This window comes from Corynebacterium lizhenjunii, from assembly GCF_011038655.2.
Classification (GTDB): domain Bacteria; phylum Actinomycetota; class Actinomycetes; order Mycobacteriales; family Mycobacteriaceae; genus Corynebacterium; species Corynebacterium lizhenjunii.
Window position 1 is genome coordinate 2,570,681 of record NZ_CP064954.1, and the last position, 12,192, is coordinate 2,582,872.

A 12,192-nucleotide genomic window follows, 5' to 3' on the forward strand; every position below is an offset into this window, starting at 1 on the left:
GGGTAATTTCGGCTTCAACCAGCGTGTGCAGCCATATTGCCCCGACGGCTGGCCACGTGCGCAGCCATATTGCCCCAGCCTCAAACTGTGCTAAGGTGTGCGGTGTGAAACACCTCCGAATCCTCTTTCCGGTACACCGGGCCGCGGCTGCGTCCTGGTGGTGGCGCGCATAATCTGCGGGCCAGTTTTCAGCTCCCCTAAATTTTGGGCCCGCGCACTGCGGGCCTGTGGCGGTTTTTAAACCCCGAGCACTCGCAGAACGCGCGGACCTGACAAAATAGAACAAGCAACAGAAATCTAGTCAGAATCATCCCGTTACTGCGAAAGGGCGCCCATGCCGTTGGCTCATGCGACGTTTCATACCAGCTCGCGCGACATCACCTACCACACTGATACCGCGCAGCTTTTCCAGGCTTTGGCCACCCCGCACGATAGTTTGCTGCTTGAGGCCGCGGACATTGAGTCAAAGAAGAACCTCAAGTGCTTGGCCATTGTTCAGGCCGCCTTGCGGATTACCTGCAACGGCCAGCGGGTCGCTGTCCACGCGCTGACCCCCACGGGGGAGGCTATGCGTGAGCGCCTGCGCGAGCAGCTGCGTGAGTATGCCGACGGCGAGGAGTTTGTCTTCGCCCGCTCCCACAGTGCCGACGAGCGCCAGCGCCTGCTAGACGTCTCCACCGTGGAGGTCCTGCGCAGCGTGCAGCTGGACGCGGGCTACCAGTCCGCGATGTTGCCCTTTGTGGGCGGCGGGTTTGCCTTTGATTTTTTGGATACCTTTGAGCAGTTGCCGTCGGTGGCGCCGGGGCCGAATGATTATCCCGACTATGAGTTTGTCGTCGCCCAGACCTTGCTGGTGGTCGACCACCTTACCGGCCAGGCCACCGTGCATGGGGTCAATGTTGATCCCGCAGCGCTGCAGGCCGATCTGGAGCGCGCGGCTACCACTGCCGCAGAGCTTGAGCTTGCCGATGCCCCCGCAACCCCCAGCCCCGCAGGTACCCCTGGTGGGGGACTGGATCGCCTGCAGGCGGTGGCATCGGTAGACGATGCCACCTTCCGCGGCTTTGTATCACAGTTACAAAAAGACATTGACGCGGGGGACATCTACCAAGTAGTGCCCGCACGCTCTTTTGAGCTGGATTGCCCGGATACTTTCGCCGCATACCGCACCCTGCGCGCCACCAATCCCTCGCCGTATATGTTCTATGTCCGCGGCAAGGACTATGAGCTCTTTGGGGCCTCCCCGGAATCGAATCTGAAATTCGATGCAGAGTCGCGGCAGGTGCAGCTTTATCCGATTGCGGGCACGCGCCCGCGCGGGCTGAACCCCGATGGCAGCGTAAACCACGAATTGGATATCCGCAATGAGTTGGGCATGCGCACCGACGCCAAGGAAGTAGCCGAGCACACCATGCTGGTAGACCTCGCGCGCAATGACCTCGCGCGGGTGGCCGTGCCCCAGACCCGCCAAGTAGCAGAGCTACTGCAAGTGGATCGCTACTCTCGGGTGATGCATCTGGTCTCCCGGGTCACCGCCACGCTGCACCCGGACTTTGATGCCCTGGACGCCTACCGGGCGTGTATGAACATGGGCACGCTCACCGGGGCGCCAAAGCTGCGGGCGACTGAACTCATCCGCCAGACAGAAGGCACGCGCCGCGGCTCCTATGGTGGGGCAGTGGGCTACCTCAAGGGCGATGGCTCGATGGATAATTGCATTGTGATTCGCTCCGCGTACGTGAAGAATGGCCGCGCCGTTGTCCAAGCCGGCGCCGGGGTAGTGCGCGATTCCGTCCCTCAATCCGAGGCCGATGAAACCCTGCACAAAGCCTACGCCGTCCTGGGCGCCATTGCCCAAGCCCACCACGCTACCTTGGAGGTGATCCGCTAATGAACGCAACCGGCCCACACGTCGTGCTGATCGACAACCATGACTCCTTTGTCTACAACCTGGTAGACGCCCTGGCTGGGTTTAATACCACGGTCTTTCGTAATACCGTGCCGGTCGATGAGGTGCTGGCTGCCCGCCCGGACTTGATTTGCCTTTCGCCCGGCCCGGGCCACCCCACCCAGGCGGGCAACATGATGGAACTACTCGACCGCGTGCTGGGCCAGATCCCCGTACTGGGGATCTGTCTGGGCTTCCAGGCTTTGCTGCACCGCCACGGTGGCACCGTAGAGCCCTGCGGCCCGGTGCATGGCGTCTCCGTTCCCATGACGCTGACCCCGGCGGGCGCGGTGCACCCCATCTTTACCGGACTAACCACTGATACCGAGCCGGACCAGCCAGACTACGTGGGCACCCAGGTTCCGGTGGCTCGCTATCATTCGCTGGGCTGTACCGCAGTACCCGAGGGCATGCGCGCCTTGGCTACGACCGCCACGGACATTGGCGAGGTAGTCATGGCCGCAGAGACCCTAGACGGTAAGGCCCTGGGCGTGCAATTCCACCCGGAATCTGTGCTGACTCCCACCGGTCCCATCATGCTGGAGCGCTGCATTGCGCAACTGACCGCCCGCTAGGTGCGCACTGCTAAACCCATCCACCACAAGTAGAGGTTGATACTGATGACAAACACTGACTCCCTGACCACCCTGCGCCGCTTCCTGGATAACCGTGCTCCCACCGTGGAGGAGGCCGTGGAGGTCTTCACCCCGCTGACCGTGGGGGATTACGATGATATTCACATCGCCGCGTTGCTCACCCACATCCGCACTCGGGGCGAGACTTTTGCCGATGTCGCTGGTGCCGCCAAGGCCTTCCTCAAGGCCGGTTATCCTTTCCCCGTCACCGGCGAGGGCCTAATGGACACCGCAGGAACCGGTGGCGATGGCGCCAATACCATCAACATCACCACGGCGGCCTCCCTGGTGGCTGCCGCTGGCGGGGTGAAAATGGTCAAGCATGGCAACCGTTCGGTCTCCTCCAAATCCGGCTCCGCCGACGTCCTGGAAGCCCTGAACATCCCCCTGGACTTAGACCCACAGCGCGCCCTGCGCCAATTTGAGGCCTCCAACTTCACCTTCCTCTTCGCCCCGGCCTACAACCCGGCGGTGGCCCACGTGCAACCAGTGCGCAAGGCACTAGGGGTGTCCACGCTGTTTAACACCATGGGCCCGCTGCTCTCACCCGCCCGGCCGGAACTACAGATCATGGGCATTGCTAATCCCGCCCAAGGCCAGCTCATTGCCCAGGTCTTCCGTGAACTCGGCCGTCGGCGCGCCCTGGTGGTCCACGGTGCGGGCACGGACGAGATCGCCGTCCATGGCACCACCACTGTCTGGGAGCTCAAGGATGGCAACATTGACAGCTATGAGCTTACGCCGGAGGCAATGGGCATCGGCAAGCACGAGCTTGCAGACCTAGCCGGCGGGGACGGTGCGGAAAATGCGCGCCACATTCGCGCGGTTTTTGCAGGCCAAGGTAAGCCCGCGCACGTGGATGCCATCGCGGCTACCGCCGGGGCGATGTTCTACCTCGACGGCCAGGCGGACAGCATTGCGCACGGCGTTGAGCGCGCGAAGGAGCTGATTTCCTCCGGCGCAGTGGAGCAGTGGCTGGCTAAGCACGAGGCCGCAAACTACGGGGCGCAGCAGGAATCCGTGGCGGCAGCGACTGAGCCTGCGCCTGTGGCTGAGCCTGCCCCTGCGACAGAGCCGACGGTCAAGGAGTAGGGGAGATGGACCAGAGCCAACAGGCGGCGCTGCCCACAGTGCTCGAGGGCATTGTGGCCGCGCGGCGCACGCACCTGCCCGCCATCCGTGAGCGCCTCGCGCACGTGGACTTGGACGCCCTGCCGCGCTCGCAGCGCTCCTTTACGGAAGCACTGCGGGGAACCAACCGCTTCATTATGGAATGCAAGTCCTCCTCGCCGTCGCTGGGGGTAATTCGCGCGCACTACGAGCCGGGCGCGATTGCGCGGATCTACTCGCGCTATGCCTCTGCGATTTCGGTGCTCTGCGAGCCGGAGCGCTTTGGCGGGGACTATGACCACCTGCAAACAGTGGCGCTGTCCACGCACCTGCCGGTGCTATGTAAGGACTTCATCATTGATCCCATTCAGGTCTATGCGGCACGATACTATGGCGCCGACGCCATCTTGTTGATGATGTCCATTGTGGATGATGAGACCTTCCGGGAGCTCAAGGCCCTGGCGGATTCGCTAGGGCTAGATGTGCTGACGGAGGCGATTACCGCAGAGGAGGTCGAGCGCGCGCGGGCTTTCGGTGTGGACGTCATTGGGATTAATAACCGCAATCTGCATGACTTGAGCATTGACTTGGAGCGCACCGCGCGTCTGGCCGGTGGGATTCCGGAGGGCAGCGTGGTGGTTTCGGAATCCGGCATTCGGGACCACGCCACGGTGCGCCGCCTGGGGGCGCACGCGCACGCTTTCCTGGTGGGCTCGCAACTCACCGGCACCCCGGACGTGGACCGCGCCTGCCGTCTGCTGGCGTTTGGGGAAAATAAGGTGTGCGGATTGACTTCCCCGCGCACCGCCCAGGCCGCCCGCGCCGCCGGTGCGGTATATGGCGGGCTGGTTTTTGAGGCTTCCTCACCGCGCAGCGTCACGCCGGAGCAAGCCGCCGCCATTATTTCCCAGGAGCCCGGCCTGGATTATGTCGCCGTCTCCCGGCGCACCACCGGCTGGGAGGAGCTGGCCCTTGACGGCATCAGCGCCCTGCAGATCCACGCCCCTTACCAAGGCAGTGTCCAGGCGGAGACCAAGCTGATCGAGTCAGTGCGCGCCGTCGCCGACGGGCGGCAGGTGTGGCGCGCCATCGACATGACCGCCGAGCACGGACCGGAGCTAGCCCAACACCTGGCGGAGCTCAGCGCCGACGGCCCGCACGCCCCCGGGTACGTGGAGCGTCTGGTGTTGGACTCCGGCGCGGGCGGTACCGGAACCGCCTTCGATTGGGGCACGGTGTCACCTGCGGTAGGGAAGTTGGCGTTGCTGGCAGGGGGCATCGGCAAGCACAATGCCAAGGAAGCCCTGGCAGTGGGTACGCTGGGCCTGGACATTAATTCTGGAGTGGAGACGGCTCCGGGCGTGAAGGATTCTGGGCTCATCGCGCAGACCTTCTCCATCATTCGCACGTATACGGACGCGCCTTAAGCCCCTCCGGGCGGCGGTGCGAGAGCATTCAGCACAACAACAGAGGATAAAAAATGACGGTTTCACGTGAAACATCGGCGGAGCGGGCGACCCTCCTGCCGGCTTACTTTGGGGAATTTGGCGGGCAGTTTGTGCCGGAGTCGCTGATTCCCGCACTAGACCAACTGGAGCGCGCGTTTGTGGACGCGCAGAATGACCCAGAGTTCCGGGCGGAGCTGGCTGGGTACCTCAAGGACTACCTGGGCCGGCCCACCCCGCTGACGGAGGCCACCAAGTTGGGCGGAAAGGCGCGCATCTTCCTCAAGCGCGAGGACCTGGTGCACGGCGGCGCCCACAAGACCAACCAGGTCATTGGCCAGGCACTACTGGCCAAGCGGATGGGCAAGAAGCGCATTATCGCCGAGACCGGCGCCGGGCAGCACGGCACGGCCACCGCGTTGGCGTGCGCGCTACTGGATCTGGAGTGCGTGATCTACATGGGCGCTAAAGACGTTGCCCGGCAGCAGCCCAACGTCTACCGCATGGAGCTGATGGGCGCCAAAGTGGTCCCGGTGGATGCCGGCTCCGGCACCCTCAAGGACGCGGTGAATGAGGCCCTGCGCGATTGGACCGCCACCTTCCACGAGTCGCACTACCTACTAGGTACCGCAGCTGGACCACACCCGTTCCCCACCATTGTGCGCGAGTTCCACAAGGTGATTTCAGAGGAAGCCAAGGCGCAGATGCTGGAGCGCACCGGCGGCTTGCCAGACGTGGTTGTCGCCTGCGTGGGCGGTGGGTCCAATGCCATCGGCATGTTTGCGGACTTCATCGAAGACGAGTCCGTGGAGCTGGTGGGCGCGGAGCCCGGCGGCCAGGGCCTGGACTCCGGGAAGCATGGCGCCACCATCAACAATGGCACCGTGGGCATTCTCCACGGCGCACGCTCCTACCTCATGCGCACAGCGGACGGCCAGGTGGAGGAGTCCTATTCCATCTCCGCCGGTCTGGACTACCCGGGCGTGGGCCCGCAGCACGCCCACCTGGTGCAGACTGGCCGCGCGAAATACGTCGGCATCACGGACGCGGAGGCCCTGGAGGCGTTCCAGATCCTCAGCCGCACCGAGGGCATAATCCCCGCGCTGGAGTCCTCGCATGCGCTGGCCTACGCCCTCAAGCGCAAGGAAGAAGACATCACCATCTTGGTGTGCCTGTCCGGCCGCGGGGACAAGGACATCGATCACGTGCGCCGCACCCTGGAGCAACACCCTGAATACGTGTCCAAGGAGGACAACTAATGAGCCGTTATGAGCAACTCTTTGCCGCCCTGCGCGAGCGCGGCGAGGGCGCCTTCGTCCCCTTCATCATGCTGGGGGACCCCACCCCGGAAGCCGCCCTGGCGGTGGTGCGTGCCGCAGTAGCTGGCGGTGCCGACGCCCTGGAGCTCGGCGTACCTTTCTCCGACCCCGTGGCCGACGGCCCCACCATCCAGGCCTCCCACGTGCGCGCGCTACACAATGGTGCCACCGTCGATGCCGCCGTGGAGCAAGTCCGCGCCATCCGCGCCGAATTCCCGGAGCTGCCCCTGGGCCTGCTGATCTACGGCAACGTGGCCTTTACTCGCGGCTTGGACAAGTTCTACGCCGACTTTGCGGCCGCGGGTGCAGACTCCATTTTGCTTCCCGATGTCCCCGTGCGAGAAGGCGCCCCCTTCGCCGCGGCTGCTGAGCGCGCCGGTGTTGCGCCGATCTTCATTGCCCCGGCCCGCGCCTCCGAGCAGACCCTGGCCGGGGTGGCCAAGCACTCCCGTGGCTATATCTACGCCATCTCCCGCGATGGCGTGACCGGCACGGAGAAAGAATCCCAGACCCTGGGCCTGGAAGAAGTAGTGGAGAATGTGGCGCGCTTTGGCGGCGCCCCGGTGTTGCTGGGCTTTGGTATCTCCACCCCGGAGCACGTGGCTGCTGCCGTGCACGCAGGCGCCGCCGGGGCCATCACCGGCTCGGCACTGACCAAGATCATCGAAAGCCACCTGGATGCTTCACACCAGGTGGCAGATGTTGCGGCCCTAGCCGCGGATGTTACGGAATTCGTCGCCACGATGAAGGCCGCGACGCGCCTGGCCTAGACAACCGTGACAGCCTAGGCGGTCTCCGCAGTGGTGGCGGCCGCTGCGGCATCCTCCTCAGCTTCGAGGTCGCTAATCTTATCGCGCGCGAAGCGGTCAACGATCATGGCAATCGCGCCATCGCCGGTCACGTTGGCTGCGGTGCCCACGGAGTCGATGGCAATGTAGGCGGCAATCATCAACGCCACCAGGGAGTCATCGAAGCCCATGTTGGATTGCAGCAGACCCACGGCCACCATCACGGCACCGCCGGGAACGCCCGGGGCGGCGACCATCATAATGCCCAGCAGGAAGATGAAGCCCAGGGCGGTGCCCAAGCTGACATCCATGCCAGTCAGGTACACGATGGCGAAGGCGTAGAGCGTCAGCTTCATCATGGAGCCGGAGAGGTGAATAGTGGCGCACAGCGGGATCACAAACCCGGCCACCGGCTTAGAGATGCCGTTCTTGAGCGCCGAGTCCAGCGTCACCGGAATGGTGGCTGCGGACGAGGACGTACCCAGGGCGGTGAAGTAGGCAGGTGCCATGACCTTCAGGGCGCTAAAAGGATTGCGGCCCGCGATGGCACCAGCCACCAGGTACTGCAACACCAGGTAAAGCACGCTCATGATGACGGCGGCGATGAGCACCTTGGTGAACGCCACCAAGACATCGGCCAGGTTGCCATTCATGCCCAGGCTGAGGAACATGCCAAAGATGTACAGCGGCAGCAGCGGGATAACAAAGCCCCAAATCACCTTGATCACCACGGCCTCGAGTTCCTTGGTCAGGTTGAAGAGGTTCTCGGATTTCACGGTGGTCATGGCCACGCCCACGCAGAAGCTCAGCAGCAGGGCGGTCATCACCTCAAAGGGCGCGGGCATCTCCACGGTGAAGTACGGCGCCAGCGCGCCTTCGTCAATATCAGAAACGCCGGTATTGATGCTCTGCCCCGCCAGCAGGACGGGATAGAGGGTAATGGAAAAAACGTAGGCGATGATGCCGGATAGAATGGTGGAGCCATAGGCAATTCCCGCAGTGATGCCCAACCACTTCCCGGCACCGCGGCCCAGGCCGGCGATAGCCGGCGCCACCAGGGCGAAGATCAGCACCGGAATAAAGAAGCTGAGGAAGCCGGAGAACAGCCCGTTGAAGGTGGCGAACACGCGGCCCAGCCACTCTGGCATAAAGAAGCTGAACGCGATACCTAAGATGATGGCAAAGACAATCTTCAGCAGCAGATTGTCTGAAATTTTCTTGCGAGTCATGAGAGCGCTTTCCACAAAGAGTACAGGTACAAAACGAACAGATGGGTGTACGAGCCTGCGCCGATTGCCGCGCCGCTAGCGCACGACAATCAACATCACAATATCTGTCACTCGAACAGTTATTGACTGTACCTGCAGGCAGCGCATACCTATAAATTGCGCGAATAATATCTATCCTTAGCCTGCCGATGCCTCTCCCGCGCCCCTGCCGCCGATGCTTCCTCTGCCTGCCAGGCCGGTTAAACTATTAAGCATGGCTGTTTTCGGTGTTATCCTCCTGGTGTTCGCTGCGTTTCTGTTGATAGTGGGTGGGCTAGCTGCACTCAAGCGCTTACCGGGAAATAATGTTTTTGGTCTACGCGTGGAGGAGGCCCGTGCTTCCCAAGAAGCCTGGGAGGTCTCCCACGCGGTGGCCGGTCCGGTGTGGGCACTGGGCGGACTCTCTCTACTCTTTGGCGGTCTCGTCGCCTTCATTGCACAGGGCTGGATGTGGCTGCTGCCGATCGTGAGCGTGATAGTCGCCGTCCTGGCGGTTTCCGTGGGCGCCAACTTAGGCGCCCGTGCTGCCTACCTCTTCCACCAGAACCAGAAGGATGCCGCGGGGGGCTGCGGGGAGAGCTGCAATTGTGGTGGCCACGGGGAGGCCGAGTCCGCACCGGCTCCGGCAGTGGACCTGGGCGCGCTGCGTCAGGCTGCCCAGCAAGCGGATCACAAATAGGACCATAACTGACGGCGAAAACTAGGTGCGCGGGGACGGTATAACCGTCCCCGCCTTTTTAGCACTGTGGCGCTATTCGGTTAATGATGGGGGTCCCATGGGGATGGGTCGATTTGCGAGTCATTCCCGCCACAATTCGCCGCAGAACTGAAAAGTTGAATTCAACGCGTCGGAACAATCAGGTGTATCGGGATATAACCTTACACTCTCACATAGTCTCGGGAGCTGAAACAACCCCCGAGCATTCCGCGTTTGTGAACCACCAACCAGATTAGAGGCGTGGAGGAAGATTGTCGAGGGGTGGGGAAGATCCTTTAGGCAGGAGGAGTGTGGACCTAAAGCCTCACAAATTCAGCTGGAACCGGGCGGCGGGATGACATCGGCCGGTTCTAAAGGCACAATGGAGGGCATGCAAAAATTCCGCACGCTCGCCATCCTCGGCGCAGCTTCACTTGCCCTGGCCGCTTGCTCTCCCGGAAATGAGTCCCCCTCGACGGTTACCGTGACCGCAACTCCGACTGAGACCACCACTTCGGCAGCGGCCTCCGCTTCTGCCGCCCCCACTTCTTCCGCAAGCGAGACCGCAGGAAGTACCACCGCTGCTGCCTCCGGCTCCGCCGCGCACTTGATCAACGCCAGCGGTCTGCGTTCCAACCTGACCCAGGCTGGTTATGACTGCATTGATGTTGACGAGTGTGTGCGCAGCGTAGGTGATGCCTTCTTGGTGATCGACTTTGACGAAGATTCAATTGAAAGCAAGATCAAGAACGCAGGCGACAACCTGGAGGAGCTTGCCGATACCCTCATTTCTGACATCGGCGTGGCTCTCGGCTCCCGCGACTATGGTGGAACCACCTGGACCGAGATCAAGGACTGGTCCCTGGATCACCTTGAGGGCGGTAAGACCACTCTGGGCCGCGTGGAGTTGGATCATGAAAACAGCTGGGCCAAGCATCAGCGCGCTGACTACCACCATGATCACGAGATGAAGCCGGACGATCATCCACACGACGCGTACAGCTCCGACTACGAAGCCGAGTTTAAGTTCCTCTCGCTTTAACTCGCTGCTAACACTGAGGCCCCTCGTTGCGCGGGGCCTCAGGTTGCGCAGGGCTTCAGTGTTGCGCGGGGCCTCACGTCATTCCCATTCTGCATGGTTTCACGTGAAACCTCATAGAGCGCCCAGACGCGCTAGGGTAGAGGCATGACTCAAACCTGCTCCCGACGAATGTTTCTCCTCGGCACCGCCACCACGCTCGCCGGCGCCTACTTGGCAGCCTGTGGTAAAGAGGCGAGTGCGGAGATTAGCGCCACTGAAATCCCCGTGGGATCTGGCATTATCCTGGACGGCGTCATCTTCGCCCAACCCACGGAAGGCGAGTTCAAGGCCTACTCGCAAACTTGCCCGCACCAGAACAATGCGATCACCAAGATCGATGGTGGCAATGCCATCTGCACCTCCCACTTCAGCACCTTTGATCTTGCCACCGGTGAAGTCCTCAGCGGTCCCGCCGGACGCGGAATGACGGAATACCAGGTAGAAACAGACGGCTCTACGGTGCGCAATATCGTTAATTAGACCCTGCGCAGCCAGTACACTGTGTACCCATGCTGCAACGCCTATCCAAACCTGACCCGCTGATCGTCCTGATCATCGCTGCGGTAGTCCTCGCCATTGCCGTCCCGGCACGCGGCACCTTCGCCGAAGCCTTTTCCACGGCGGTCAACATTGCCATCGCGGTGCTCTTCTTCCTCTACGGCGCGCGCCTGTCCACCCAGGAGGCCCTCGCGGGTCTGAAGCACTGGAAGCTCCACGCCACCATCTTGGCCTGCACCTTTCTCATCTACCCGATCATCGGCTTAATCCTGCGTCCGGTGGAATTCCTGGTTGGGCACGAAATGTACCTGGGCATCCTTTACCTGACCCTGGTACCCTCCACGGTGCAATCCTCGGTGGCATTTACCTCCATCGCCCGCGGGAACGTTGCCGGAGCCATCGTCTCCGCCTCTCTGTCCAACCTGGCCGGGGTTATCCTCACCCCGCTGTTGGTCATGTTGCTCATGGGCGCAGGCAACGGCATCCATATTGACGCCTCCGTATTCTTAGAGATCTCCCTCCTCCTGCTCGCTCCCTTCATCCTGGGGCAACTGTGCCGCCGCTGGGTCGCCGACTTCGCCGCCAATAAGGCAACCAAGATTGTGGACCGGGGTTCCATTGCCATGGTGGTCTACTCCGCCTTCAGTGCCGGCGTAGTAGGGGGGATCTGGTCTGACATTAGCGTCTGGCAAATCCTCTTCCTCGTCGGATTCTCCATTGTCCTGGTAACCCTCATGCTCTGGCTCACCCGGTTGCTGGGCTCCAAACTGCACTTCACCCGCGCGGATACCATCGCCATCGAGTTTTGCGGTACCAAGAAATCCCTTGCCACCGGGTTGCCCATGGCCTCAGTAATCTTCGCCGCGGGCGGCGCCCAACTAGCGCTCTTGGTCTTGCCGCTGATGATCTTCCACCAGGTCCAATTAATGATCTGCTCTTGGCTCGCTGCCCGCTACGGCCGCCGTAACGACGATCTCGCAGCCAACCCGGCAGGGTAGACTTTGCCCCCATGAGCACATTTTTGTACGTACGCACTGAGCTGGACGTGCCCGGCGTGGGATCTGCGATTCACCTGGCGGAGTTGGAGGAACTCAGTGCCAGCGAGTGCCGTCTGCACCGGCTCCTCGCCCTAGCCCCCAACGAGTCAGTGGTGGGCGCAGCCACCCCGCACGCCAGCCACGGCGGGGCCGACATCCCCCAAGAGCGCGTGCCGCACCCGAATGCCTACGCCGACTACCCAAACATTTCTGCCAGCTACATCGAGCCCACTGAATTCGAGGGCCTCTGGAGCGAAGCTGCAGCACAATTCCCCGGTCTCTCCTAACTCCGGCCCTTAAGCAGCAAGCTGCTGAGCTCTTATGACGGCACTCCAACGCGGGTCAATATATGGGACTGTTCCGCTG

At 62.3% G+C, this 12,192-nt stretch carries 11 protein-coding genes and 1 pseudogene; 11 read left to right on the forward strand and 1 reads right to left on the reverse strand.

Annotated features, from left to right (window positions below; all coding sequences use genetic code 11):
• Positions 1-334: 334 nt before the first annotated feature.
• The 6 genes and pseudogenes from G7Y31_RS11695 (at position 335) to trpA (ending at position 7,227) form a co-directional block, all read left to right on the forward strand.
• On the forward strand, positions 335-1,891 hold the full coding sequence (locus tag G7Y31_RS11695) for an anthranilate synthase component 1 (protein WP_165009365.1): 1,557 nt from the start codon (positions 335-337) through the stop codon (positions 1,889-1,891).
• Positions 1,891-2,523 carry an anthranilate synthase component II gene (locus tag G7Y31_RS11700; RefSeq protein WP_165009363.1) on the forward strand — a complete coding sequence of 211 codons (633 nt, stop codon included), beginning with the start codon at positions 1,891-1,893 and terminating at the stop codon, positions 2,521-2,523. Before G7Y31_RS11695 ends, G7Y31_RS11700 begins: the two co-directional genes overlap by 1 nt.
• A gap of 45 nt (positions 2,524-2,568) precedes the next feature.
• Positions 2,569-3,603: pseudogene (gene trpD, locus G7Y31_RS11705) on the forward strand (anthranilate phosphoribosyltransferase); the annotation flags it as partial.
• 77 nt (positions 3,604-3,680) lie between these two features.
• Positions 3,681-5,120 (forward strand): bifunctional indole-3-glycerol-phosphate synthase TrpC/phosphoribosylanthranilate isomerase TrpF, encoded by a 1,440-nt coding sequence (trpCF, locus tag G7Y31_RS11710; protein ID WP_165009359.1) that lies wholly within the window; start codon positions 3,681-3,683, stop codon positions 5,118-5,120.
• Between the two features lie 53 nt (positions 5,121-5,173).
• Entirely contained in the window at positions 5,174-6,397 is a 1,224-nt protein-coding gene (gene trpB / locus G7Y31_RS11715; protein WP_165009357.1) for a tryptophan synthase subunit beta, read from the forward strand.
• Positions 6,397-7,227 carry a tryptophan synthase subunit alpha gene (gene trpA, locus G7Y31_RS11720; protein WP_165009355.1) on the forward strand — a complete coding sequence of 277 codons (831 nt, stop codon included), beginning with the start codon at positions 6,397-6,399 and terminating at the stop codon, positions 7,225-7,227. The genes trpB and trpA overlap by 1 nt, the downstream gene beginning before the upstream one ends.
• 14 nt (positions 7,228-7,241) lie before the next feature.
• Here the strand turns inward: trpA and G7Y31_RS11725 are convergent, their stop codons facing one another.
• Complete coding sequence (locus G7Y31_RS11725) at positions 7,242-8,474, reverse strand: dicarboxylate/amino acid:cation symporter (protein WP_165009353.1); 1,233 nt, start codon at positions 8,472-8,474, stop codon at positions 7,242-7,244.
• Positions 8,475-8,727: 253 nt separating this feature from the next.
• Here G7Y31_RS11725 and G7Y31_RS11730 point away from each other — a divergent pair, with 253 nt between their 5' ends.
• The 5 genes from G7Y31_RS11730 (at position 8,728) to G7Y31_RS11750 (ending at position 12,113) form a co-directional block, all read left to right on the forward strand.
• Entirely contained in the window at positions 8,728-9,192 is a 465-nt protein-coding gene (locus tag G7Y31_RS11730; protein WP_165009351.1) for an SdpI family protein, read from the forward strand.
• A gap of 409 nt (positions 9,193-9,601) precedes the next feature.
• Positions 9,602-10,252 carry a hypothetical protein gene (locus tag G7Y31_RS11735; RefSeq protein WP_165009349.1) on the forward strand — a complete coding sequence of 217 codons (651 nt, stop codon included), beginning with the start codon at positions 9,602-9,604 and terminating at the stop codon, positions 10,250-10,252.
• Between the two features lie 168 nt (positions 10,253-10,420).
• Complete coding sequence (locus G7Y31_RS11740; protein ID WP_196823669.1) at positions 10,421-10,771, forward strand: Rieske (2Fe-2S) protein; 351 nt, start codon at positions 10,421-10,423, stop codon at positions 10,769-10,771.
• Between the two features lie 29 nt (positions 10,772-10,800).
• Positions 10,801-11,787, forward strand: a complete 987-nt coding sequence (locus tag G7Y31_RS11745; RefSeq protein WP_165009345.1) for a bile acid:sodium symporter family protein — start codon at positions 10,801-10,803, stop codon at positions 11,785-11,787.
• Positions 11,788-11,798: 11 nt separating this feature from the next.
• On the forward strand, positions 11,799-12,113 hold the full coding sequence (locus G7Y31_RS11750; protein ID WP_165009343.1) for a hypothetical protein: 315 nt from the start codon (positions 11,799-11,801) through the stop codon (positions 12,111-12,113).
• Positions 12,114-12,192 lie beyond the last annotated feature (79 nt).